Consider the following 26,689-nt stretch of genomic DNA (forward strand, 5'->3'; position numbering starts at 1 on the left):
TCAGTTAGGCCTCCTATGCTGCTCGGTATGCACCAGGCCGGCCATGTTGGCACACACGAACGGCGCGCAGCCGCAACGAGGCGGTCCGCCCTGACTGCGGCAGGGTTAGCCGTCGTCGGCGCAGGGGTGTTGGGCGCGTCGGCGTGCAGTCCACAAAAGTCTCCTCAGCCATCATCACCCCGGTTGCCCGACAATGCGCTGATCACGCTCGGGGTGGCCGCCGGCCCGCCGCCTACGCCCAGCAGAGTAGGAATCTCGTCGGTGCTGAAAATTGGCCGCGATCTGTACGTGATCGATTGCGGCCTGGGCTCGCTGAACGCATTCACCAACGCGGGCCTGCAATTCGACGATCTCAAAGCCATGTTTATCACCCACTTGCACACCGACCACATCGTCGACTACTACAACTTCTTTCTCTCCGGTGGCTTCCTTGCCCCACCCGGTCGAGCGCCGGTCCTGGTCTATGGTCCGGGCCCAGCTGGGGGTTTGCCGCCAAGTGAAGTCGGCAACCCGAATCCAGCCACCGTCAACCCCGCCAACCCGACACCGGGCCTTGCCGCGGCCACCGAAGCGCTGCATCGAGCGTTCGCTTACACCAGCAACATCTTCATCCGCGACTACGGCATTGACAACGTTGCGGACCTGGTTAAAGTCACGGAGATCGGGCTACCACCAGGATCGGACTACCGCAACAGAGCGCCAAAGATGAGCCCGTTCTCGGTCGCATCGGACGACAACGTTTCCGTCACCGCAACGCTGGTCTCCCACTACGACGTCTACCCAGCGTTCGGATTCCGCTTCGATCTGAAGAAATCGGGTGTGTCCGTTACCTTCTCGGGTGACACCACTAAGTCCGACAACCTGATTACCCTCGCTCAAGGCACTGACATTCTGGTCCACGAGGCGGTGTTCAGCCTCGATACGGCTTACTTTGGCAACGCTTTCCCCCCGAACTATCTGGTGAACTCACACACCTCCGCAGAGCAGGTGGGGGAGGTGGCCGCAGCGGCCAAGCCCAAACAATTGATCCTGAGCCACTACGCCCCTGACGACCTACCCGACTCGCAGTGGCTCGACAAGATCAAGAAGAATTACTCGGGCATGACCACCATCGCGCGGGACGGCCAGGTCTTCGCCCTCTGATCCGTTAGCGGTAGCGCCCCGTTCGACGATCGCTGCCTAGAGCTAGACATATATAAAACCTATGCAATAGGGTCGCGGCATGCCCGAGTACGACCTAGAGGCCGTGGACAAGCTGCCCTTCTCGACCCCTGAAAAGGCGCAGCGCTACCAAACGGAAAACTATCGCGGGGCCATGGGCCTCAACTGGTACCTCACGGATCCGACCCTGCAGTTCATCATGGCCTATTACCTACGACCCGATGAATTGGCGTTCGCAGAACCCCATCTGACCCGCATTGGTGAGCTGACGGGGGGGCCAGTGACGCGTTGGGCCGAGGAAACCGACCGCAACCCCCCGCGGCTCGAACGCTACGACCGGTGGGGGCATGACATCAGCCGGGTAGTGCTGCCGGAATCGTTCATCCAATCCAAGCGCGCCGTCATCGAGGCGCGACAAGCCGTGCGCGACGACGCGGCACGGGCCGGCGTCAAGCCGTCGCTGGCACTCTTCGCCGCCGACTATCTGCTCAACCAGGCCGATATCGGTATGGCTTGCGCGCTCGCCACTGGCGGCAACATGGTCCGGTCGCTGGTGACTGCCTACGCGCCACCCGATGTGCGCGAATTCGTCCTAGGCAAACTCAATTCCGGCGAGTGGGACGGCGAGGCCGCGCAGCTGCTGACGGAGCGTGCGGGCGGCTCCGATCTGGGAGCTCTGGAGACGACGGCCACCCGCAGCGGCGACGTGTGGCTGCTGAACGGCTTCAAGTGGTTTGCGTCCAACTGCGCCGGGGAGGCGTTCGTGGTGTTGGCCAAGCCCGAGGGGGCGCCTGACTCGACTCGAGGTGTGGCCACCTTCCTCGTGCTACGGACGCGCCGTGACGGTTCCCGCAACGGCGTGCGTATCCGTCGGCTGAAGGACAAGCTCGGCACCCGCTCTGTCGCCTCCGGTGAAATCGAGTTCGTCGACGCCGAAGCCTTTCTGTTGTCCGGCGAACCGAGCGCTGACGCGGGCCCGTCCGACGGCAAGGGACTCACCCGCATGATGGAGCTGACCAACAGATTGCGGTTGGGCACCGCCTCGTTCGCCCTCGGCAACGCGCGCCGCGCGCTGGTCGAATCGCTGTGCTACGCCGGGCAGCGGCGGGCATTCGGTGGGGCGCTCATCGACAAGCCGCTGATGCGCCGCAAGCTGGCCGAAATGGTCGTTGATGTGGAAGCCGCGCTGGCGATGGTGTTCGACGGCTTCGGAGCGGCGAACCACCGCCAGCCCAGATGCCTGCCGCAACGTATCGCGGTGCCGGTCACCAAGCTTAAGACTTGCCGGCTCGGGATCACCGTGGCATCGGATGCGATCGAGATCCACGGCGGCAATGGCTACATCGAGACCTGGCCGGTGGCCCGGTTGCTGCGTGACGCGCAAGTCAACACGATCTGGGAGGGCCCCGACAACATCCTGTGTCTGGATGTGCGGCGCGGGATCGAGCAGACGCGCGCTCACGAGACACTGTTGGCGCGGCTGCGCGATGCGGTGTCGGTGTCCGACGATGACGACACCACGCGGCTGGTCTCGCGCCGCATTGAGGACCTCGACGCGGCGATCACCGCTTGGACCAAACTCGACAGGCAGCTGGCCGAGGCGCGGCTGTTCCCGCTGGCCCAATTCATGGGCGACGTCTACGCCGGCGCGTTGCTCACCGAGCAGGCCGCCTGGGAACGGGCAACCCGCGGCACCGACCGCAAGGCACTCGTCGCCCGCCTGTACGCGCGCCGGTATCTCGCCGACCAAGGCCCGCTGCGCGGTATCGACGCAGATTGCGATGAGGCGCTGCAGCGTTTCGACGAACTCGTGGCGGGCGCGTTCACTGCCGAGCAGACGTAAAAGCCCCCAATTCGTGGCTCTTCTGACACTTCCGTGGGTGAGTTTGTGTCCTGAGTAGGCGCACGTCGTTGTGGCTTAAGGTTTCTGGCTTGTCAAGGATCAGAAACACAAGGAGCCGACAACGACGTGCGCAATGTGAGGCTATTTCGTGCGCTGCTGGGTGTCGACAAGCGCACCGTGATTGAGGACATCGAATTCGAGGAGGATGACGCCGGAGACGGTGCGCGGGTGATCGCCCGGGTGCGGCCACGAAGTGCAGTGTTGCGCCGCTGTGGTCGCTGCGGTCGCAAGGCGTCCTGGTATGACCGCGGTGCGGGCCTGCGCCAATGGCGCAGTCTGGATTGGGGCACCGTCGAGGTGTTCTTGGAGGCCGAGGCGCCGCGGGTGAACTGCCCCACCCATGGGCCGACGGTGGTGGCGGTGCCGTGGGCGCGTCATCATGCCGGGCACACGTATGCTTTCGATGACACGGTGGCCTGGCTGGCGGTGGCGTGTTCGAAGACCGCGGTGTGCGAGTTGATGCGGATCGCCTGGCGCACCGTCGGGGCGATCGTGGCCCGGGTCTGGGCCGACACCGAAAAGCGCATTGACCGGTTCGCGAACTTGCGCCGCATCGGTATCGATGAGATCTCCTACAAGCGCCACCACCGGTACCTGACGGTGGTCGTCGATCACGACAGCGGCCGGTTGGTGTGGGCCGCCCCGGGCCACGACAAGGCCACCCTGGGCTTGTTCTTCGATGCCCTGGGCGCTGAGCGGGCCGCCCAGATTACTCACGTTTCGGCCGATGCCGCGGACTGGATCGCTGACGTGGTCACCGAGCGCTGCCCGGATGCGATTCAATGCGCCGATCCGTTTCATGTGGTGGCCTGGGCCACCGAGGCGCTCGACGTCGAGCGGCGCCGAGCCTGGAACGACGCACGGGCGATCGCGCGCACCGAACCCAAGTGGGGCCGGGGCCGGCCCGGTAAGAACGCCGCACCACGTCCGGGCCGCGAGCGGGCACGGCGGCTCAAGGGCGCCCGCTACGCGCTGTGGAAGAACCCCGAGGACCTCACCGAACGCCAAAGCGCCAAACTGGCCTGGATCGCCAAGACCGATCCCCGTCTGTATCGCGCCTACCTGCTCAAAGAGAGCCTGCGGCATGTGTTTTCGGTCAAGGGCGAGGAAGGTAAACAGGCCCTGGACCGGTGGATCTCCTGGGCCCAGCGCTGTCGCATCCCGGTATTCGTCGAGCTTGCCGCCCGCATCAAACGCCACCGGGTGGCCATCGACGCCGCCCTCGACCACGGCCTATCCCAAGGCCTGATCGAATCCACCAACACCAAGATCCGCCTACTGACCCGGATCGCGTTCGGATTCCGCTCACCACAAGCCCTCATCGCCCTAGCCATGCTCACCCTCGCCGGCCACCGCCCCACCCTGCCAGGCCGACACAACCACCCACAGATCAGTCAGTAGAGCCCAATTCGTACCGAATTTGGGGGCTTTTACGTCTGCTCGCGCTACCCAGCTAGACCGGGATCAGGCCGTGCTTGCGGCCCACCCGCCACCACAGCTGCTTGTCCCGCAGCAGGTGCATCGACTTGCGCAACAGCAGCCGGGTCTCATGCGGGTCGATGACGGCATCGATGAACCCGCGCTCGGCGGCGATCCACGGGATCGCCATGTTGAGGTTGTAATTCTCGACGAAGCTCTTCCGGATCGCTTGCGCCTCCGGCGCATTCGGGTCCGGGAAACGCTTCATCAGCAACTGCGCGGCCCCGTCGGCGCCGATCACCGCGATGCGCGCGGTGGGCCAGGCGAAGTTCAGGTCGGCGGTCAGCTGCTTGGACCCCATCACCGCGTAGGCACCGCCGTAGGACTTGCGGATGGTGATCGTCACCTTCGGCACATCAGCCTCGACCACCGCGTACAAGAACCTCCCACCGCGCTTGATGATCCCGTTCTTTTCCTGTTCCACCCCGGGCAAAAACCCCGGTGTGTCCACGACGAACACCAGCGGGATGTCGAACGCGTCGCTAAACCGGATGAACCGTGCGGCCTTGTCGGACGCCTCGTTGTCGATCGCCCCCGACATGTGCATGGGCTGGTTGGCCACCACACCAACGGTCCGCCCGTCCACCCGCGCGTAGCCGGTGATGATCGCCTGCCCGGCCTGGGCAGCGACGTCGAGGAAGTCGCCGTCGTCGAAGATCCGCAGCAGGACCTCGTGCATGTCGTAGGCCATGTTGTCCGAGTCCGGCACGATCGAGTCGAGTTCCAGATCGTGGCCGGTGATTTCGGGTTCCAGCCCGGGGTTGACGACCGGCGGTTTGTCGAAGCAGTTGGACGGCAGAAACGACAGAAAGTCCCGCACGTACTGGTATGCGGCGGCCTCGGACTCCACCACCTGATGGATGTTGCCGTAGCTCGCCTGGTGGTCGGCGCCCCCCAGCTCGTCGAGGCTGACGTCCTCACCGGTGACGTCCTTGATGACGTCGGGGCCGGTGACGAACATGTAACCCTGGTCGCGCACCGCCACCACCAGATCGGTCTGGATCGGCGAATACACCGCTCCCCCAGCGCATTTGCCCAAAATGATGGAGATCTGCGGCACCAGCCCACTGAGCAGTTCGTGGCGGCGCCCCAGCTCGGCGTACCAGGCCAGCGAGGTGACGGCGTCTTGGATGCGGGCGCCGCCGGAGTCGTTGATGCCGACGATCGGGCAGCCGACCATCGCGCACCACTCCATCAGCCGGGCCACCTTGCGGCCAAACATCTCCCCGACGGTGCCGCCGAACACGGTTTGGTCGTGCGAGAACACGCCGACCGGCCGGCCGTTGATGAGGCCATGTCCGGTGACCACGCCGTCCCCGTAGAGCGCGTTGGGGTCACCGGGGGTGCGGCACAGCGCTCCGATCTCCATGAAGCTACCCGGATCGACCAGCTCGTAGATGCGGGCGCGGGCACTCGGGATGCCCTTCTTGTCGCGCTTGGCGGCGGCCTTCTCACCGCCGGGTTCCTTGGCCAACTCCAGGCGTTCGCGCAGCTCCGCCAGCTTCTCGGCGGTGGTATGCAGAACCGGCTCGGTGACGGTCACTGCTTGCCTACCTCACTTGTTCGATCGGCCTCGATCTGCCCCAACGCGCGGCTCATGTGTTCGCCCACCTTGGCGATGATCGGCTCGTCGATGGCCTGAATGTGCTCGCCACCGATCGGCACCACCTCGAGGTCGGAAACGTACTCGCCCCACCCGCCGTCCGGCTGGCGCACGGCGTAGCGGGGCTCGAACATGATCGCGTCGTCATGGTAGCGATCGGCCATGTAGAGGGTGACATGCCCGTCGTACGGCTGGATCTGGGCGGTGTCGATCGCCCGGTTGTCCAGATACGACGTGCGTTGGTGTTCGATGATCCCGGCCGGGATCTGCACACCGGACTGGCTGACGGCGTCCAGCACGAACCGGACCTGGCCCTCGTCGTCGAGCTCCTCGAGCTGCTCGTACGGGATCGCCGGGATGGTCACGTTGAACGTCTTCTCGGCGAAGGCGGCGTAGCGGTCCCAGCGCTTGCGGATCTCCTCCTTGGTCTGCGGGATCTCCTCACCGGCGCGCACCGCGTCGATCAGCCCGACGAACCGCACGTCCTTGCCCAGCCGCCGCAAACCGATCGCGCACGCGTAGGCCAGCACACCGCCCAGCGACCAACCCACCAGGACATAGGGCCCGTCGCCCTGCATCTCGATCAGCTTCGGCACGTACTGCTGTGCACGCTCTTCGATCGACCCCTCGACCCGTTCGAAGCCATACATTGGGGTGTCCGCCGGCAGCCGGCCCAGCAGCGGCTCGTACACCACCGTCGAGCCGCCGGCCGGATGAAACACGAACACCGGCACCTTCCCGCCTGCTTCGGGCCGCGCCCGCAGGGTGCGGACGAACCCATCGATCTGCCCGGCCTCCAAATACGTGCGCACCTTGTCGGCCAGCGCCTCGATGTTCGACGACGTCAGCACGTCCTCGGCGGTGATCGGGCCTTCGGCGCGCTCGGAAAGCCGCTGCGCAATCTTGGCCGCGGCCTCGTCGTCCAGCCTGGGCAGCTCGTTGAAGATGCCGCCCGGGGACTTGCCGGTGACGATCGCCCAGGTGGCGAAGGTGACCCGCTCGGCAGCGTCCCGCGGCGGCACGTCGACGTTGAGCGCGGGCCCTGTCGGGTTTGGCTGCTCGCCGTTTTGCGGCGACGGGAGCGCAACCCCGGCTTCCGAGTCGACCGGCTCGGTCTTGCCCACCTTGCCATGCAGCAATTCGGCCTGGGCCCGCGCGATCTCCTCAGCGGTCTGGGTTTTCTGGTGCTCGTGCAGCTGCTGCACCTCGTCACGGTGCTCGACCGCGTATTCGATCAGCTTCTCCACGTTGTAGAGGTTGGCGTCGCGCACCGCGGTCAGCTGGATCGGTGGCAGGTCGAAGTCGTACTCGACGCGGTTTTTGATGCGCACCGCCATCAGCGAGTCCAGGCCAAGCTCGATCAGCGGCACCTCCCACGGCAGGTCCTCGGGCTCATAGCCCATCGCAGACCCGACAATCAGGCCCAGCCGCTCGGCGATGGTCTCACCGGAATCAGGCGACCATCGGGTCATGCCGGACGGCATGTAACGGGTGGTCAGGCTGTCCGAAAGCGTCTCGGCGTCCGCGTCTTCGGCGGGCGTTTCCGGCGCGACAGGCGCCCCGTCCGCAACCGCGATCGCCGTCGCCGCACCCACCGCGGTGGGCAACACCGATTCGGACCCCGCTCGGGACACCAGGGCGTCGTAGACCAGCGTGAAGGACTCGTCGATGCGGGCGTGCACCTGCACCGAGGCGCCGCCGGGGTGACGGGTCATCGTCGTCACCAGCCGGGCGCCGTCGCCGGGCACCGCGCGCTGCTCGGCGGCGGTCAGTTGCGCGTCCGGAAGCACGTGGGCGGCGGCGGCCCTGACCAACGCGGCCAAGTCCACATTGCCGTCCCGCGGCGCGTACTCCCAGACGTGCCGCCCATCCGGCAGGGCGACATGGGTGCCCGGCATGTACGTCGAGCCGTCGCCGGAGAAGTGCGCGGGCAGCCAGTGCTCCTTGCGCTTGAACCGGGTCGGCGGAATGTTCGCGTAATCCTGCGGCCCACTGGCGCGGCTAAACAGCGTGCGTATGTCCAGGTCGTGGCCGTACACATACAGCTGCGCCATGGTCGAGACCATCGAGGAGACCTCGTCTTGCTTGCGGGCCAGCGTCGGGATCAACTGGGCGTCATGCAGCCCGGCATCGGCGGTGGTCAGGGCGACCTGCATCAGCGCCACCGGATTGGGTGCCAGCTCCAGGAAGGTGGTGTGCCCGCTGTCGACGGCGTTGCGGATGCCGTGGGTGAAGTAGACGGAATGCCGCAGCCCCTTCTTCCAGTATTCGACGTCGTGGATGGGTTCGCCGCCGGGTTTGATGTAGCGGCCCTCGTGCACCGTCGAGAAGATCCCACACGTCGGGCTCGTCGGCTTGATGCCTTGCAGCTCCGCGGTGAGCTCGCCCAGCAGCGGGTCCATCTGCGAGGTGTGGCTGGCGCCCTTGGTCGCGAATTTGCGGGCGAACTTGCCCTCGGCCTCGGCGCGGGCAAGGATCGCGTCCACCTGCTCGGGGGGGCCGCCGATGACCGTCTGGGTGGGCGCGGCGTAGACACACACCTCCAGATCGGGGAAGTCGGAGAACACTTCTCTGATTTCGTCGGCGGAGTATTCCACCAGCGCCATCAACCGGATGTACTCGCCGAACAGCATCGCCTCACCCTCGCCCATCAGGTGCGAGCGCGAGCAGATCGCCCGGGTGGCATCCCGCAGCGACAGCCCGCCGGCGAAGTAGGCCGACGCGGCCTCACCCAGCGACTGGCCGATGACCGCGGCCGGTTTGGCGCCGTGATGGCGCAGCAGCTCACCCAGCGCGATCTGGATCGCGAAGATGGTGACCTGGGTGGTCTCGATGCCGTAGTCCTGCGCGTCGTCCAGGATCAGCTCCAGCACCGAGTAGCCCAGCTCGTCTTGGACCAGGGCGTCGACCTTCTCGATCCACGCCGCGAACACCTCGTTGCGCAGGTACAGGCTCTTGCCCATCTTGCGATGCTGGGCGCCGAATCCGGCGAGCACCCAGACCGGGCCGGTGGTCACCGGCCCGTCGACGCTGAACACGTTCGGCGCCTGCTTGCCCGCGGCGACCGCGCGCAGGCCCTTGATGGCCTCGTCGTGGTCGTGGGCCAACACCACCGCGCGGGAACGGCCGTGGTTGCGCCGCGACAACGACCTGCCGATCGATTCCAGCGAGGAGGCCTGGCCTTCCGGGCTTTGCATCCAGTCCGCCAACTCGGCGGCCGCCGCCTTCTTGCGGGACGTCAGAAACGCCGACACCGCCAACGGGACCAATGGTGCCGTAACCTCTTGGGCCGCAAGCTCTTCCAACGCGGCTTCCTTGAGCCGCAGCGCCTCCTCGGTGACTCCGGGCAGTTCGGGCTCCGGCTCTTCGGCGACCGCCGAGTCGGTGATGATGTTGCCGAACTCGTCGAACCGCAGCGCGTGGCCTGCCAACGTGGGCGCCTCGGCGGGTTCGGCGGCCGCCTTGGGTTCCGGCTCGGGTTCCGGTTCCTTTTCCACCACGTCACGCGGCAGGACCTCGCGCACCACCACGTGCGCGTTGGCGCCGCCGAAGCCGAAGCTGGACACCCCGGCCAGCGCGTAGCCGCCGTATCGCGGCCAGTCGGTGGGCGTGGTGATCATCTTCAACCGCATCGCGTCGAAGTCGATGTAGGGGCTGGGGCCGGCGAAGTTGATCGACGGCGGCAGTTTGTCGTGCTGCAGCGCCAGCACCACCTTGGCCATGCTGGCCGCGCCGGCCGCCGATTCCAGGTGCCCGACGTTGGTTTTCACCGCACCCAGCAGCGCCGGCCGATCGGCCGGACGGCCCCTACCGACCACCCGGCCCAGCGCCTCGGCCTCGATTGGGTCGCCGAGGATGGTGCCGGTGCCGTGCGCCTCGATGTAGTCGACGGTGCGCGGATCGATGCCGGCGTCCTTGTAGGCCCGGCGCAGCACGTCGGCCTGCGCGTCCTGGTTGGGTGCGATCAGGCCGTTGGACCGGCCGTCGTGGTTGACCGCGCTGCCGGCGATCACGGCCAGGATCGCGTCGCCGTCGCGGCGGGCGTCGTCGACCCGCTTGAGCACCAGCATGCCGCCGCCTTCGGAGCGGGTGTAGCCGTCGGCGTCGGCTGAGAACGACTTGATCCGGCCGTCGGGCGCCAGCACCGCACCGATCTCGTCGAAACCCAGGGTGACCATCGGTGTGATCAACGCGTTCACCCCGCCGGCGACCACTACGTCGGCCTCGCCGTTGCGCAGCGCCTGCACCCCCTGGTGGATGGCCACCAGCGAACTCGAGCACGCGGTGTCAATGGTGACCGACGGTCCGTGGAAGTCGTAGAAGTAGGACACCCGGTTGGCGATGATCGAGCTGCTGGTGCCGGTGATCGCATACGGGTGCGCGACCGTCGGGTCCGACACCGCCAGGAAGCTGTAGTCGTTGGTGGAGCTGCCGATGTACACACCGACGGCCTGGCCGCGCAGGCTCGACGCCGGGATGCGGGCGTGCTCGAGCGCCTCCCAGGTCAGCTCCAGCGCCATCCGCTGCTGCGGGTCGATGTTGTCGGCTTCGGTCTTGGCCACCGCGAAGAACTCCGAATCGAAGCCCTTGATGTCCTTCAGGTAGCCGCCCCGGGTGCGGGCCCCGGCGACCCGCGCGGCCAGCCGCGGCTCTTCGAGGAATTCCGACCAGCGCCCGTCGGGCAGGTCGGTGATCCCGTCGCGGCCTTCCAGCAGCGCCTGCCAGGTCTGCTCGGGGGTGTTCATCTCGCCCGGGAAGCGGGTGGACAAGCCCACGATCGCGATGTCGACGCGCTCGGCCGGGCCGGTGCGCGACCAGTCTTCGGCGTCATCGCCCGCTAGGTCGGTCTCCGGCTCGCCCTCGATGATCCGGGTGGCCAGCGATTCGATGGTCGGATGCGCGAACGCCACCGCGACCGACAGCGTGACCCCGGTCAGGTCTTCTATGTCGGCGGCCATCGCGACGGCATCGCGCGACGACAGACCCAGCTCCACCATGGGCACCGATTCGTCGATCGAGTCCGGTGCCTTTCCGACGGCCTTACCCACCCAGTTGCGCAGCCACTGGCGCATCTCGGGGACCGTTAGCTCGGCCCTTTCGGCGGGGGCGTTCTCCTGGGATTCCGCTACGTCAGCCATGGGTCCTCAGTCCGAAGTGGCGAAGACCGTCGGGGAACCCACGCCACTGCGCAGGCTGCCGTCGAGGTAGGCCGCACGGCAGGCGCGGCGGCCGATCTTGCCGCTGGAGGTTCGCGGAATCGTGCCGGCCGACACCAGCAGGACGTCACGCACGGTCACCCCATGCCCGACGGCGATGGCCGCCCGGATGTCATCGACGATGGGCTGGTGGTCGAGCTTATGCGTGCCGGCCGCCCGTTCGCCGACGATCACCAGCTGCTCGGAGGTGTCCTCGGGGTCGAATTTCAGCCCGGCGTGCGAGTCGTCGAACACTGTCTGAGGAAGCTGGTTGGCCGGAACCGAGAAGGCCGCCGCGTAGCCAACCCGCAACGCCTTGGTCGACTCCTGCGCCGTGCACTCGAGATCCTGTGGGTAGTGATTGCGGCCGTCGATGATGACGAGGTCCTTGATCCGGCCGGCTATGTAGAGGTGGTCCTTGAAGTAGGTGCCGTAGTCGCCGGTACGCACCCACAGCGCGTCGTCTGGGGCGCCCTCGGCGCGCGACTCGCTGATCCGCGATTTGAGGATGTTCTTGAAGGTCTGGGCGGACTCTTCTTCTTTGCCCCAATAACCGGTACCCAAGTTGTTGCCGTGCAGCCAGATCTCACCGATCTGTCCGTCCGGCAGTTCGCTGGCCGTGTCGGCGTCGACGATGACCGCCCATTCGCTGACCCCGACCTTGCCCGCAGAGACCTGGGCGACGGCGTTGGGTGCATCGGCGGCCACCTCAACGAACCGCTGGTTGTTCAGCTCGTCGCGGTCCACGTGGATCACGGTGGGCACCTCGTCCATCGGCGTGGTCGAGACGAACAGCGTGGCCTCCGCTAGCCCATAGGACGGCTTGACGGCGGTCTGCTTCAAACCGTACGGCGCAAATGCTTCGAAGAACTTGCGCATCGACGCCGGCGACACCGGCTCGCTGCCGTTGAGGATGCCCTTGACGTTGCTCAGGTCCAGCGGCGGCTCGTCGTCTCGAGGCACACCGCGCACCGCGGCGTGTTCGAATGCGAAGTTCGGCGCCGCAGAGAAGGTGCCACCGGTTTCTCCGGGCTTGCGGGCGAGCTCGCGGATCCAGCGACCGGGCCGCCGCACGAACGCCGCGGGCGTCATAAAGGTGAAGCTGTGGCCTAGCACCGACGCCAGCAGCACCGTGATCAGACCCATGTCGTGGAAGAACGGGAGCCAGCTGACCCCGCGGTCGCCTTCCTGTCCTTCCAGGGCATTGAGCACCTGCACCACATTGGTGGGCAGGTTCAGATGGGTGATCTGCACGCCGCTCGGTATGCGGGTGGAACCCGACGTGTACTGCAAGTACGCGACGGTTTCCTCGTTGGCCTCGGGCTGCTGCCAGGTGGCGGCGACTTCGGTGGGCACCGCGTCGACGGCAATGACGCGCGGGCGCTCCTTGGCCGATCGGGCCCGGATGAACTTGCGGACCCCTTCGGCGGAGTCGGTGGTGGTCAGGATCGTCGACGGGGCACAGTCGTCGAGCACCGCGTGTAACCGACCGACGTGCCCCGGCTCGGCCGGGTCGAACAACGGCACCGCAATGCGGCCGGAGTAGAGGGCGCCGAAGAAGGAGATGAGGTAGTCCAGGTTCTGCGGGCACAGGATGGCGACGCGGTCACCCGGCTGGGTGACTTGCTGCAGGCGGGCTCCCACCGCACGGTTGCGCGCGCTGAAGTCAGACCACAAGATGTCGCGCGCGACACCGTCTCGTTCGGTGGAAAAGTCCAGGAACCGGTAGGCCAGCTTGTCGCCACGAACCTTCGCCCACTTTTCGACGTGACGAACCAGGTTGGTGTTGGCTGGGAACCTGATCTTTCCATTCACGATGAACGGGTTGTGGTACGCCATCCCACTCTCTCCTGTCACAAACATCTCGGCCGGCTCTGCCGGCGGCCACCGGGTGTCGGCTCCGCCAACGGGTTACCCGCGCACATCAACCCCTACCGCGCTCACGTCGGCGAACGCAGTTTGCAGCCAGCTTTGACCCGACTGGGTCCTGCACATGCTCTTAGTTTTCTCTTAATGTTAAGGGCCGGTGCCTGACAGACCAAATCACAAGGTACCGCTGTTCGAGGCCGCCATCAACGTACGCGGGGCGGTGTCGAGTCGCCCGGTTCATCGGTGGACCGCCGCCTAGCGTCCATCGTCCTCGGGGAAATATCACCTATGTTTGGGGTGGGGCGCATTTTCGATAAGTTGATGCGCCCAGTTCAACGTCCACTCGGTCGCCGGTTCTCCATCGGAATTCCAGAATTCGGGTGTCGCATACATAGCATGGACCGGCTGGCCGGCGCCGCCGGCCAGGGTGTTCAGCGTAGTCGGCAAGTTGGCGGGACTGAACGCCTGTGCCGGGGCCGCACAGATCAGGTCGCCCTGGGCGCAGATCTCGTTGGTCCGGCCGTCGAGCGCACCAAAACCGCCCGGCCGCGGGCCGGTCATAGTCAAACCAAGCCCGGACAACACTGGGACTTCGTGCAGGGTGATCTCGGCGCCTTCGCCGCGCGGGCTAGGCGGGACCTGATTACCCACCCCCTGCTGACGACGACCGTCGGCGATCAGCGTCACGCCTAGTACTAGGTCCTCGTCCACGGGTCCCCGGCCGTTGCCGATATCGCTAGCCACGTCGCCCGCGATCACCGCGCCCTGCGAAAACCCGATCAGCACATAGCTGGTCAACGGGCACCTGTTGTTCATATCGGTCATCGCTGCCACCATCGCGCGGGTGCCCTCTGCCCGGCTGTCGTTGTACGACATCTGATTATCCGTGGTCAGCGGATTGTGGAATTGGGCCGTGTAGGCAACTGTGTAGGTCTGCACCCGGGCGGGTGCGAATTGCTGGGCGATCGGCCCAGTTACCTTGAGCAGCAACGCCTTCGGAAACTGCACCGGATTCAGTGGGTTCTGCTGCGGCGATGACTCCCAGGTTCCGGGAACCGAGATCATCTGCACGTCGGGGCAGGACGCATCCTGGAAGGCCGGTCGGGGTTTGTGCGGATGTGCTGGGGTGGGCCCCGGTGGTAAAACTCCTGGCGGCACCGCGCTGGGCGGCGATTCGGCGCCGCGCAGCATGATCACCACGGCCACGATGACCAGCGCTACGACGGACGCCATCGCGCCCGCCGCTATCCAGGCAAGGATTCGGTGGCGCTTACGCCGAGAGTTCTTGGCCATGTTCTCCTGCTAACAGAGTCGGTAGCGCACGCGAAAGGGGTGCACCCGCGCCGCGCGATAGCGCGGCCATCCCGCCCGTTGCCGCACTCCCTCTACGGTACCGGCCCGCTACGCGGCTTCGCCCGAGTCGCGATGTCGTGCACGTCTGCCGCAAGGATCATCCGATAGCGGCCAGGCAGCTCGCATCGGCACCTGGCTTAGCGGATCGCACCGACGATATCGCCCGACATAGCGCCCAGCTGGGGCGCCCACGAGCCCCAGCCGTTGTCACCGCTGGCTGGGAAGTCGAAGTGTCCGTTGTGCCCGCCGACGCTGCGATACTGGTTGTAGAACATGCGGCTGTTACCCATCGCCTCGGCGGCTTGGCCGATCATGGCGGCGGGATCGCTGGCTCCCGGGTTGGTCGGGCTCCACACCCACACCCGGGTGTTGTTTTGCGCCAGCAGGCTGGCATGCACCCACGGGTCGTGCCACTTCCACCGACCCAGCTGTGGTGCTCCCCACATTCCGTTGGTGTCCACACCGCCGAATTGCTGCATGCCCGCCGCGATCGCACCGTTGGTGGTGGTGTTCGACGGGTACAAAAAGCCCGACATCGAGCCAGCGAAGCCGAAGCGGTCGGGGTGGAAGGCCGCCAGCGCCATCGCCCCGTAACCGCCCTGAGCGGCGCCAACGGCCGCATGGCCACCGGGGGCCAAGCCCCGGTTAGCGGCCAGCCAGTCGGGCAGCTCAGCGGACAAGAAGGTGTCCCACTGCTTGCTGCCATCCTGCTCCCAGTTGGTGTACATGCTGTACGCACCACCGGCCGGTGCCACCACCGAAATCCCCTTGCCCGCCAACGTGTTCATCGCGTTACCCGCGGTGACCCAGTTACTGACATCCGGGCCGGCGTTGAAGGCGTCCAGCAGATACACCGCGTGCGGCCCACCGGCTAGGAAGGCCACCGGGATGTCCCGGCCCATCGAGGGCGACGGCACCATCAGGTTCTCGTATGGGGCGGCCTTGGCGGTGGGTTCCGCGGCTACCGCGACACCGCCCAACCCGAATGACAGTGCGGCAATCCAGAGCGCCCGCAGCAGCGCCGACCGACCCTTCATGTGTCCACCTCCGTCGTGTAAGGCTGTGTGCACCCGGCGTCAGACCGCCCCGGCCAACCCCTAGCCCGTCAGGTAGCTAACCACACGGCCCGCGGCGGGAGCTAGGGACGGGATTTAGGAAACATCTAGCGGCGGCGACCACAAGGGTCACCGCCGCTAGATGTTGTGTCTGTTCGGAGCTAGGCGCCCTGGGGCGCGGGCCCGGTGTTGGGCGTGGCACCCAGTGCCCGTTGCAGGTCGGGCTTCATAGCGTTGAGCTGCGCGCCCCAGTACTCCCAGCTGTGCGTACCGCTGTCCGGGAAGTCGAACACGCCGTTGTGGCCGCCACCGGCGTTGTAGGCGTCTTGGAACTTGATGTTGCTGGTCCGCACGAAGCCCTCGAGGAACTTGGCCGGCAGGTTGTTGCCACCCAGATCCGACGGCTTGCCGTTGCCGCAGTACACCCAGACGCGGGTGTTGTTGGCGATCAGCTTCCCGACGTTCAACAGCGGGTCGTTGCGCTGCCACGCCGGGTCCTCCTTCGGGCCCCACATGTCGGAGGCCTTGTAGCCGCCAGCGTCACCCATCGCCAGGCCGATCAGGGTGGGACCCATCGCCTGGGAGGGGTCCAACAGGCCCGACATCGCTCCCGCGTAGACGAACTGCTGGGGGTGATAGATCGCCAGCGTCAGCGCCGAAGAAGCAGCCATCGAAAGACCGACGACGGCGCTTCCGGTGGGCTTGACGTGCCTGTTGGCCTGCAGCCACCCCGGCAGCTCGCTGGTCAGGAAGGTCTCCCACTTGTAAGTCTGGCAACCGGCCTTGCCGCAGGCGGGCTGGTACCAGTCGGAGTAGAAGCTTGACTGGCCACCCACCGGCATGACCACCGACAGGCCCGACTGGTCGTACCACTCGAACGCCGGGGTGTTGATGTCCCAGCCGCTGAAGTCGTCCTGCGCGCGCAGGCCGTCGAGCAGGTACAGGGCGGGCGAGTTGGCACCACCACTTTGGAATTGGACCTTGATGTCACGGCCCATCGACGGCGACGGCACCTGCAGGTACTCCACCGGCAAGCCCGGCCGGGAAAATGCCCCCGCGGTCGCCGTGCCACCGACGGCGCCGACCAGACCCGACACTAGGGCCGCGCCGACGGCCCCGACCACGAGTCGACGCGACATACCCGTGACGGCGCCACGAACCCTGTCAACAAGCTGCATTCTTGCTTCCCTCATCCTCATCTCAACGCATCCATGCATGTTTGGGCGCATCCTGAATTAGGTCAGACTGCAGGCGCTGGGCCCGGCAGTGCTCGTGTAGTCAACCACAACTTCGGGCGTCCACCCGCATCAAGCGCACCGCCGAAACCCTTATCCGGCGGTCGTTCACGGCCAATTCGGGACCGACGCGACGGCCTGAAGGTGGCATTTCCGCAGTGTCTGGGCATGTGTCGACCGCTAGTGCCGGCTCAATTGTGATCTTGCTGTCAGTATTGCCCCCGCGCTCATTGCCCCTCACTCCCGCGGTGGCGGGCCGGGCCCGTCGGGAACATCGAGCCCACACCGGACCAATTCATAGCGCGGAACGCGGTCGATGCGGTAACGGGTGAACTCGTAGGAATGCAACACGTTGGAGAGGAATCGGTGCAGGGTGATCGGGGCGCGCACAGAATTAAGCACCGCCCGAGTCGCGGGGCATTGCAGGGCCGCTTCGGCTTGCGTGACCCACTGCTGGTCGATGTAGCCGGGAATACCCGGGTACCACTTCACCCAGGGTCCGTCGGCGATCACCCAGTCCGGGAACAGATTCTTGTCATGGCCGATACGGGCATGCTTCAGCCGCTCGGTGTGCGCGGCCAATGGGTTTACCAGCCCGATTTGGTCGATCACCCGGACATCGAGCCCGACGTTCATGCCTAGCATGCCCATGTTGGTGAAAAACACTGCGTGCTGCGGTTTCGGCGCCGGCTTGCCACCCGGCGCGGTCCCCGACGAGGGCCGGATCATCGGCACCAGGTCCCACTGGTTGTAGTTGCCCGACGGCAATAGCAACGCCCCTTCCGGGGTGTTGTTGAGCGCTGTAAGCACGGCAGCCATTCGCGGGTAATCGAGGTAGTCCGCGGCGGTCAGCGGATGCGCGTGCCCGGTGGCCTGGGCGTAGAAGCGGCGCTCGTCGACGATGCCCGAATAGGTGACCCGGGTGGCGTCGTCACCCATGCCCGGCGAGTTTGCCGCCCACAGCGACCAACCCGCGATCCCCAGCCAGAGCCCGCTGAGCGCGCCGACTAGCCAGCGACCGGTCTCCCGCGAAAAGTCCTTACCGTCGGGCAGCAAAATAGGAATGACCCCCACCGGGGCCAGCAAACAAAACAGCGGCGCCAGCAACACCCGGCCGTGCATAAAGTCGCCGCCTTGCCGAATCCAGTACAGCGCCTGCAGCACGCCGCTGCCGACGATGAAAGCCACCACGGCCGGCGGACTTTGCACCGCCCGGGCCACCCGACCGTAGTCGGGTGCCAGCACGGGACGCAGGAACGACGGCCGGCGGCGCGCCGTCATCAACAGCAATCCCAGCGGCACCGACAGCACCAACGGCACCCACAGTGCGTACGGCCGGTTGAAGTTCGACACGTAGATCATGCCTTGCGACCACTTGTCGCCCGCGGCATCCTTGGCCAGCGCGGTACTCGGAACCAGCAGTCCGTAATAGCCCATCCGGAAGATCTGGTAGGCCACCGGCAAGAATCCGCCGGCCAGCACGATCAGCACGCGGCGACGCCAGGTCCGCGCGGCGATCAACATCATGATCAGCGCCAGCCCGCCGATCAGCGCGAATTCCGGCCGCACTAGCACGCTGCATCCGGCGACGAAGGCCAACGCGCCGAGGAACATCTGGCTGTCCGGGCGGGCCCGCAGCGGCTGTGACCAGCAGACCATCATCCACCACAACAGCCCCAGATAGGCCAACACCAGCCCGCTCTCCAGGCCGGAGGTGGCGAAGTCGCGGGCCGGTGGCACCGCGATATATACCAGCGCCCCGGCCGGAAGCATGATCGCCCGACGGCCCCGCAGGCTGGGTGCGTACAACCGGCCGGTCCCCAGCATGAGCAGCACCATTCCCAGCAGCGAAAGCACCATGGCCAGGGCCAACGCCACGTACTCCAGGCGCATCGGCCCGCCCACCCAGCCGCCCACATACAGCAGATACGTCCACGCTGTCGAGGTGTTCGCTTCGACTCGCTCGCCCTGGTTGAAGACCGGTCCGTTGCCGGCCAATAGGTTGCGTACCGTCCGCAGGACGATCAGTCCGTCGTCAGCGATCCAGCGACGTTGCCAGCTCCCCCAGCCGAACAGCACGGCGACCGCCGTCACCGACAGCCACAAGCTGACCCGGACCATGGGCTCATACGGAAACACCGGCCGACCGACCCGCCCGACCACCGGCCGGCGGGGCAGCACCCCGACTGGGAGGACGTTGAGCTTGAGGCTAGCCGAAGGCAACAGCGGCCCCAACCGTTGCTATCCACGCCAGCGCCAGCAGCTGCAATACCCGGTCACGCAGCGCGATATCTTCCGGCTCCCCGGCCAGGCCGCCATCGACGTCCACCGCGTAGCGCAGGATCGCGATGGTGAACGGAATCATCGACACCGCGAACCAGGACCCGCTGTAGCCGTCGCGCTCGAAAGCCCACAGCCCGTAGCACAAGACCACCGCGGTGGCCGACAACGTCCAGACGAACCGCAGATAGGTGCTGGTGTAGCTTTCCAGCGACTTGCGGATCGCAGCGCCGGTGCGTTCGGCCAGATGCAGCTCGGCGTAGCGCTTGCCGGCCACCATGAACAGCGAACCGAATGCCATGATCAGCAAAAACCACTTGGACAGCGGGATTTTGGTGGCCACGCCCCCGGCGATGGCGCGGATCAAATACGCCGACGACACGACGCAGATTTCCACCACCGCTTGATGCTTGAGACCAAAGCAATACGCCAACTGCATGGCGAGGTAGACGACCATTACCAGCGCCAGGTTCGGGGTCAGCATCCAGGCACCGGCCAGCGATGTCACTCCCAGTACCACCGCCACGGTGTACGCCAGCCACTCGGGCACCACGCCGGCGGCGATCGGCCGGAACCTTTTGGTGGGGTGCTCCCGGTCTGCCTCGACGTCACGCACATCGTTGACGAGGTACACCGCCGAGGCGGCCAGGCTGAACACCACGAAGGCCATCGACACCTTGCTGAGCACCTCGACGTAGTCGTAGCGGACACCGCCGCCCAACGCGGCCAGCGGCGCGGCCAGCACCAGCACGTTTTTCACCCACTGGCGCGGGCGGATCGCCTTGACCACCCCGGCGACCAGGTTTGCCGGAGGTTGAGTCACCACATCTTCACTCATCCGAGCTCATCTCTTCCGGGCCCTTTGCCGGCCCCCGCCGACGCTGTCCACGATGGCCCCGACGGTGGCGCCCAGAGCAACACCCACGGCCACATCACTGGGGTAGTGGACCCCCAGCAGTATTCGCGACAGCGCCATCGGCGGCACCAGCACAACCGGTAGCGGCAGCCCGGTGGCTCTGCCCATGAGCAGGGCCGCGGCCGTGGTCGAGGTGGCGTGTGCCGACGGAAAGCTCAGTTGACTTGGCGTGTCCACGTTGACCGCGATGGCCGGATGATCCGGCCGCTGACGCCGCACCAGCCGCTTGATCAGCACGGCGATGGCATGGGCGACGAACGCGCCCGCCCCCGCCACAAGCCATTCCCGGCGGCGCCGTGGCAGGGCTATCGCGCCCAGCAGCGCCAGGATCAGCCAACCGATGCAGTGCTCGCCGAAGTGGGAGAGTCCGCGCGCAGTGGCCAGCATCCCCGGACGGTCGACCAGCGCCGACTGCACGGCCACCATCACGGCGACTTCGCCGCGTGGCGCCCGTTCAGCCATGCTCGGGCTCTTGGTTTGCCGCCGGCAGCAGCGCCGTCTCCCACTTCTGCTTGCTGGACAGCGTCGGCAACGCGTCGCGATAAATCCGGCGCATCTCCTCGAACCGTTTCAGCAACTGGCGCTGACGGCGCAACGACTGCCACAGCAACGCGAACATCTTGGCCCGGTCGCGCTGCCGGTAGACCACGCCGCATCCGTCGGCCGTGGTGACGGTGGCCCCGTCGACAGTGCACAGCAGGAACCAGCGCGCATCCTGGGTCGGAACGTTGAACTCCGGGCGACGGTGGTGTTGGGGGTTGGCGGCGGTCAGGTTGTGCATGATCCCGCGGGCCAGCCGGTAGCCGATGACCAACGGGTTCACCGGCGGCTTCATTGCCTTGTTCTTGTGCAACGGCGGCGGCAACTCACTGGCCGCCGGCAGCACCACCGCGTCCGGATAGCTCTTGCGGATGCGGTGCACTTGCGGCAGCGCCGATTCCAGGATCGAAAAGATGTGCTCGGGGCCGGCGAGAAAGTCGTCGATGGCCTTGTTCTGGATTGCCACCGTCGAATATTCCAGGCAGGCAAGGTGTTTCAGGGTTGCCTTGAGATGGCTGCGGACCAGGCCGATGACTTGCGCCTTTGGGCCGTCCCAGTGCATGGCGGCCACCACCAGCCGGTTGCGCAGATGGAAATAGGCCTGCCAGTCGATGGCGTCATCCTTATCGCTCCAGGCCATGTGCCAGATCGCCGCACCGGGCAGCGTGACGGTCGGATACCCGTGCTCGGCGGCCCGCAGGCCGTAATCGGCGTCGTCCCATTTGATGAACAACGGCAGCGGCTGTCCTAGCTCTTCGGCGACCTGGCGTGGGATCATGCACGTCCACCAGCCGTTGTAGTCGACATCGATACGCCGGTGCAGCAACTTGCTACGGGAGTTGTTGTCGTTCAACGGGTATTCGGCGAAGTCGTGGTCATACTCGGCATGCGGCGCGGCGGTCCACATGAATATCGACCGGTCTACGACTTCGCCCATGATGTGCAGGTGCGACGGCTCCTGCAGGTTGAGCATCTGACCACCCACCAGCATCGGCGCCTTGGCGAACCGGTGCATGGCCAGCACCCGCAGAATCGAGTCCGGCTCGAGGCGGATGTCGTCGTCCATGAATAGGATCTGCTGACAGTCGGTGTTTTTCAGTGCCTCATACATCACCCGGCTGTAGCCGCCGGAACCGCCCAGGTTGGGCTGGTCGTGGATGGAGAGCCGACTACCCAATCTCGCAGCCGCGGCGGGGAAATCCGGGTGGTCGCGCACCTTGCGCTCACCCTGATCAGGCACGATCACCGCCCCGATCACCTGGTCCACCAGCGGATCGGCGGTGAGTTCTCGCAGCGCGTTGACGCAGTCTGCGGGGCGGTTGAACGTCGGGATGCCGACCGCGATGTTGGCCGTCCCCGGAGCGGGGCTGGTGGCATACCAGCCACCACTGTGCAGGGTGACCGCGGTGTCGGTGGTGATGTCGAACCAGACCCACCCGCCGTCTTCGAAAGGCTGCAGCACCACTTCGGTCTCCACGGCGGCTGGCTGATCCTCGGTGCCGGTGAAGTCGTGGCCCTCAACGAAGATCCGGGCACCGGTGGCCTTGGTCCGGTAGACGTCTACCCGCCCGGCGCCGGTCACCTGCACGCGCAACACCACCGATTTGCACGTCGTCCAACGTCGCCAATAGCTAGCCGGGAAAGCGTTGAAGTAGGTGGCGAACGACACCTCGGACTCCGCGCCAATCTGTAGCGAGGTCCGGGTTGGCGCATGCGCGCGCCGGGCGTTGGTCGTTGACTCCTCGAGGTACAGCTTGCGCACGTCAAGGGGTTCACCTGGGCGCGGCAGGATGACCCGAGACAGCAGGCTCGCGGCGAGTTCACTCATGCGCCGTCCTGAAGCAGTGGGACGCCGTCGCGCAGATGCGGCGCGAGGACGTTGTCGTACATGTTCAAGGCGCTGGCAATGGCCATATGCATATCCAGATATTGGTAGGTGCCCAACCGGCCGCCGAACAGTACCTTCGATGACGCGGTCTCGGACTTCGCCCTGGCCCGATAGGTGGCCAACAGGGCGCGGTCAGCCTCGGTGTTGATCGGATAGTATGGCTCGTCGTCGTCCTCGGCGAACCGGGAGTATTCCCGCATGATCACCGTTTTGTCCGTTGGGTAGTCACGCTCGGGGTGGAAGTGGCGGAACTCGTGGATGCGCGTGTAGGGGACGTCGAGATCGTTGTAGTTCATCACCGCGGTGCCCTGAAAGTCCCCGATCGGTAGCACTTCCACCTCGAAGTCCAAGGTGCGCCAGCCCAATCGGCCTTCGGCGTAGTCGAAGTAGCGGTCCAGCGGGCCGGTGTAAACGACCGGGGCCGCCGGGCTGCCGGGGCGCAGCTGGCCGCGCACGTCGAACCAGTCGGTGTTCAGCCTGACCTCGATGCGGTGGTCAGCGGCCATGTTTTGCAACCACGCCGTGTACCCGTCGGTCGGCAAACCCTCGTAAGTATCGCTGAAATACCGGTTGTCGAAGGTGTAGCGCACGGGAAGCCGCGTGATGTTGGCGGCCGGAAGTTCTTTGGGGTCAGTCTGCCATTGCTTGGCCGTGTACCCCTTGACGAACGCTTCGTAGAGCGGCCGGCCGATCAGCGAGATGGCCTTCTCCTCGAGGTTCTGCGCGTCGGCGGTGTCGATCTCGGCGGCCTGCTCGGCGATCAGCTGGCGGGCTTGCTCGGGCGTGAAGTACTTGCCGAAGAACTGCGATACCAGGCCGAGCCCCATCGGAAACTGATATGCCTGCCCGTTGTGCATCGCGAAGACCCGGTGCCGGTAGTCGGTGAAGTCGGTGAACTGCCGCACGTAGTCCCACACTCTCTTATTAGAGGTGTGAAACAGGTGCGCACCGTACTTGTGGACCTCGATGCCGGTCTGTGGCTCGGCTTCGGAATAGGCATTGCCCCCGATGTGCGGGCGCCGCTCGAGGACGAGCACGCGCTTGTCGAGTTGGGTGGCCACGCGCTCGGCAATCGTCAGGCCGAAGAATCCTGAGCCGACGACGAAAAGGTCAAAACGAGCGGTCATCGGTTGCATAGGGTAACCGACCTTGCTGGCAAAACCCGATTTGGCAGCTCGTGGCGGTCATGGCCCGAACGGGTTTCACCGCAGGTGCGCATGGCCGACCAGTGTGGTTGGCCGGAGGTCGTTTGGTCGCGATTGCCTCACGATTCGATATAACCACTCTAGTCACATCAACCACACTCGTACCATCGAGCGTGTGGGTTCATGCCATGCACTCGCGACCGCGGGAGCCGGCGAACCCGGCGCCACACATAATCCAGATTGAGGAGACTTCCGTGCCGAACCGACGCCGACGCAAGCTCTCGACAGCCATGAGCGCGGTCGCCGCCCTGGCAGTTGCAAGTCCTTGTGCATATTTTCTTGTCTACGAATCAACCGAAACGACCGAGCGGCCCGAGCACCATGAATTCAAGCAGGCGGCGGTGTTGACCGACCTGCCCGGCGAGCTGATGTCCGCGCTATCGCAGGGGTTGTCCCAGTTCGGGATCAACATACCGCCGGTGCCCAGCCTGACCGGGAGCGGCGATGCCAGCACGGGTCTAACCGGTCCTGGCCTGACTAGTCCGGGATTGACCAGCCCGGGATTGACCAGCCCGGGCCTCACCGACCCTGCCCTTACCAGTCCGGGCCTGACGCCAACCCTGCCCGGATCACTCGCCGCGCCCGGCACCACCCTGGCGCCAACGCCCGGCGTGGGGGCCAATCCGGCGCTCACCAACCCCGCGCTGACCAGCCCGACCGGGGCGACGCCGGGATTGACCAGCCCGACGGGTTTGGATCCCGCGCTGGGCGGCGCCAACGAAATCCCGATTACGACGCCGGTCGGATTGGATCCCGGGGCTGACGGCACCTATCCGATCCTCGGTGATCCAACACTGGGGACCATACCGAGCAGCCCCGCCACCACCTCCACCGGCGGCGGCGGTCTCGTCAACGACGTGATGCAGGTGGCCAACGAGTTGGGCGCCAGTCAGGCTATCGACCTGCTAAAAGGTGTGCTAATGCCGTCGATCATGCAGGCCGTCCAGAATGGCGGCGCGGCCGCGCCGGCAGCCAGCCCGCCGGTCCCGCCCATCCCCGCGGCCGCGGCGGTGCCACCGACGGACCCAATCACCGTGCCGGTCGCCTAAGCCCCGGGTCGGCCGAAAACGCACCCGCGGCCAAGGCGTCGGTCATTGCTTCGGCCCGTCACAATTACTCGCCTAAGGGTCGCTAGGTGTTCTCGAGAGTTTTATCGCACCGATTCCGTGTCGTCTCATTAATACCAATAGAAACACACGTAACATCAGCTGGTGCCGTCCCGCACCCGCGCGCCGACGACGCTGCTCACCGCGATGGCAGCGACCGTCGTCATCGTCGCGTGGATAGCGAATCGTCCACCCGCCAGCTCCCATGAACCATCGCCGACGCCCAACACCCAGCTCGCCGAGCAGCCACTGATCGGGCTCGGCGGCGGCGTCACGGTACGCGAACTCACCCAGGACACACCGTTTTCATTGGTGGCGTTGACTGGCGACCTGGCCGGTACCTCCGCTCGTGTGCGCGCCAAGCGCCCGGACGGTGACTGGGGGCCGTGGTATCAGACCGAGTATGAAACCGAACCACGCGATCCGGCGGGCACCGACGGGTCCGTGGAACTTGGAGGACTCAATCCGGGTCCCCGTAGCACCGATCCGGTGTTCGTGGGCACCACCACCACCGTGCAGGTCGCGGTGACTCGCCCGATCGACGCACCGATAACTCAACCGCCGGCGGGGCGGCCGCCCAACGACTTGCTCGACAGCGGTTTGGGATACCGTCCAGCCACCAAGGAACAGCCATTCGGGCAGAACATCTCCGCGATCCTGATCTCGCCGCCGCAAGCGCCGCCCGGAACGCAGTGGACGCCACCAACCGCAGTCACCATGGCAGGCCAGCCGCCGGCCATCATCAGCCGGGCGGAATGGGGCGCAGACGAGTCACTGCGATGCGAAACACCGGAGTACGACAGGGGGGTTCGTGCCGCGGTGGTCCACCACACCGCGGGGAGCAACGACTACTCTCCGCTGGAGTCCGCCGGCATAGTCAAAGCCATCTACACTTACCACAGCAAGACCCTGGGCTGGTGTGACATCGCGTACAACGCCCTCGTCGACAAGTACGGCCAGGTGTTCGAGGGTAGCGCCGGCGGCCTCACCAAGCCGGTCGAAGGGTTCCACACCGGCGGATTCAACCGCAACACCTGGGGGGTTGCCATGATCGGCAACTTCGACGATGTGGCCCCCACGCCGATCCAGATCCGAACCGTCGGCCGGCTGCTCGGCTGGCGGCTGGGCATGGACGACGTCGATCCCAGGAGCATGGTGGATCTGCAGTCAGCGGGTAGCTCGTACACCACGTTTCCGGGTGGCGCCATAGCGCGATTGCCCGCCATCTTCACCCATCGCGACGTCGGCAACACCGACTGTCCGGGCAACGCCGCCTACGCTGTGATGGACGAGATCCGGGACATCGCAGCACATTTCAACGACCCGCCGGAGGAGCTGATCAAGGCGCTGGAAGGCGGCGCGATCTATCAGCGCTGGCAGGCGTTGGGCGGCATGAACAGCGCGCTGGGTGCACCGACCTCGCCGGAGGCCGACGCCGCGGATGGGGCGCGGTATGCAACCTTCGCTAAGGGCGCCATGTATTGGTCGCCGGTGACCGACGCTCAGCCGATCACGGGGGCAATCTATGAGGCCTGGGCTTCGCAGAGCTACGAACGCGGCCCGCTGGGACTGCCGACCAGCGCGGAGATCCAGGAGCCGCTGCAGATCACGCAGAACTTTCAACACGGAACCTTGAACTTCGAGCGCCTCACCGGCAATGTCACCGAAGTCGTCGACGGGATCACGACGCCACTGGCGACGCGGCCCCCGAGCGGCCCGACGGTGCCGCCCGAACACTTCACGCTGCCAACGCATCCGATCACCTGAGTCGCGGGTGTGCACTATTCACATTATGTGTGTGCACTTTTCACATTCTGGCTTTTGCGGCGCGGAATCGCCGGCGCATAGACACCCTGTGCCATTAGGCTCCATTTGCCGGGCTGATCACCGGGTCGCCGCAG

16 protein-coding genes and 1 other annotated feature are annotated in these 26,689 nt (G+C 65.9%); of the genes, 5 read left to right on the top strand and 11 right to left on the bottom strand.

What is annotated here, in order from left to right; genetic code table 11:
- Positions 1-15: 15 nt before the first annotated feature.
- The 3 genes from Rv3796 (at position 16) to Rv3798 (ending at position 4,465) form a co-directional block, all read left to right on the top strand.
- The gene (locus tag Rv3796; protein YP_178016.1) at positions 16-1,143 is read left to right on the top strand and encodes a hypothetical protein; all 1,128 of its coding nucleotides are present in this window, start codon (positions 16-18) and stop codon (positions 1,141-1,143) included.
- A 79-nt stretch (positions 1,144-1,222) separates the two neighbouring features.
- On the top strand, positions 1,223-3,004 hold the full coding sequence (gene fadE35, locus Rv3797) for an acyl-CoA dehydrogenase FadE35 (protein NP_218314.1): 1,782 nt from the start codon (positions 1,223-1,225) through the stop codon (positions 3,002-3,004).
- Positions 3,005-3,130: 126 nt separating this feature from the next.
- Positions 3,131-4,462 (top strand) — a mobile genetic element (IS1557-3, len: 1332 nt. Insertion sequence IS1557.).
- Positions 3,131-4,465 (top strand): insertion sequence element IS1557 transposase, encoded by a 1,335-nt coding sequence (locus Rv3798; RefSeq protein NP_218315.1) that lies wholly within the window; start codon positions 3,131-3,133, stop codon positions 4,463-4,465. It overlaps the preceding feature by 1,332 nt.
- Before the next feature lie 52 nt (positions 4,466-4,517).
- Here Rv3798 and accD4 read toward each other — a convergent pair whose 3' ends face one another.
- From accD4 to glf, 11 genes are all read right to left on the bottom strand, one after another.
- A complete protein-coding gene (gene accD4, locus Rv3799c; RefSeq protein NP_218316.2) occupies positions 4,518-6,086 on the bottom strand; it encodes a propionyl-CoA carboxylase subunit beta AccD in 1,569 nt (522 codons plus the stop codon).
- Complete coding sequence (gene pks13, locus Rv3800c; RefSeq protein NP_218317.1) at positions 6,083-11,284, bottom strand: polyketide synthase; 5,202 nt, start codon at positions 11,282-11,284, stop codon at positions 6,083-6,085. Before pks13 ends, accD4 begins: the two co-directional genes overlap by 4 nt.
- A gap of 6 nt (positions 11,285-11,290) precedes the next feature.
- Positions 11,291-13,204, bottom strand: coding sequence for a long-chain-fatty-acid--AMP ligase FadD32 (gene fadD32, locus Rv3801c; protein NP_218318.1), 1,914 nt, complete (start codon positions 13,202-13,204; stop codon positions 11,291-11,293).
- A gap of 288 nt (positions 13,205-13,492) precedes the next feature.
- Positions 13,493-14,503, bottom strand: coding sequence for a membrane protein (locus Rv3802c; RefSeq protein NP_218319.1), 1,011 nt, complete (start codon positions 14,501-14,503; stop codon positions 13,493-13,495).
- A 197-nt stretch (positions 14,504-14,700) separates the two neighbouring features.
- Positions 14,701-15,600, bottom strand: coding sequence for an MPT51/MPB51 antigen (gene fbpD, locus Rv3803c; protein ID YP_178017.1), 900 nt, complete (start codon positions 15,598-15,600; stop codon positions 14,701-14,703).
- Between the two features lie 179 nt (positions 15,601-15,779).
- Positions 15,780-16,796: a diacylglycerol acyltransferase/mycolyltransferase Ag85A gene (fbpA, locus tag Rv3804c; RefSeq protein ID NP_218321.1), complete on the bottom strand. Its 1,017-nt coding sequence runs from the start codon at positions 16,794-16,796 to the stop codon at positions 15,780-15,782.
- Positions 16,797-17,090: 294 nt separating this feature from the next.
- Positions 17,091-18,974 carry a terminal beta-(1->2)-arabinofuranosyltransferase gene (gene aftB / locus Rv3805c; protein NP_218322.1) on the bottom strand — a complete coding sequence of 628 codons (1,884 nt, stop codon included), beginning with the start codon at positions 18,972-18,974 and terminating at the stop codon, positions 17,091-17,093.
- Between the two features lie 88 nt (positions 18,975-19,062).
- A complete protein-coding gene (gene ubiA, locus Rv3806c) occupies positions 19,063-19,971 on the bottom strand; it encodes a decaprenyl-phosphate phosphoribosyltransferase (protein ID NP_218323.1) in 909 nt (302 codons plus the stop codon).
- Between the two features lie 6 nt (positions 19,972-19,977).
- Positions 19,978-20,475 (bottom strand): decaprenylphosphoryl-5-phosphoribose phosphatase, encoded by a 498-nt coding sequence (locus Rv3807c; protein ID NP_218324.1) that lies wholly within the window; start codon positions 20,473-20,475, stop codon positions 19,978-19,980.
- A gap of 28 nt (positions 20,476-20,503) precedes the next feature.
- Positions 20,504-22,417 (bottom strand): galactofuranosyl transferase GlfT, encoded by a 1,914-nt coding sequence (glfT2, locus tag Rv3808c; protein ID NP_218325.1) that lies wholly within the window; start codon positions 22,415-22,417, stop codon positions 20,504-20,506.
- Positions 22,414-23,613, bottom strand: coding sequence for a UDP-galactopyranose mutase (gene glf, locus Rv3809c; protein NP_218326.1), 1,200 nt, complete (start codon positions 23,611-23,613; stop codon positions 22,414-22,416). The genes glfT2 and glf overlap by 4 nt, the downstream gene beginning before the upstream one ends.
- Before the next feature lie 263 nt (positions 23,614-23,876).
- Between glf and pirG the strand changes: the two genes are divergently transcribed.
- Positions 23,877-24,731, top strand: a complete 855-nt coding sequence (gene pirG, locus Rv3810) for a cell surface protein (RefSeq protein ID NP_218327.1) — start codon at positions 23,877-23,879, stop codon at positions 24,729-24,731.
- Positions 24,732-24,935: 204 nt separating this feature from the next.
- Positions 24,936-26,555 carry a hypothetical protein gene (locus Rv3811; RefSeq protein YP_178018.1) on the top strand — a complete coding sequence of 540 codons (1,620 nt, stop codon included), beginning with the start codon at positions 24,936-24,938 and terminating at the stop codon, positions 26,553-26,555.
- The last annotated feature ends 134 nt before the right edge of the window (positions 26,556-26,689 follow it).

Source organism: Mycobacterium tuberculosis H37Rv (genome assembly GCF_000195955.2).
Lineage (GTDB): Bacteria > Actinomycetota > Actinomycetes > Mycobacteriales > Mycobacteriaceae > Mycobacterium > Mycobacterium tuberculosis.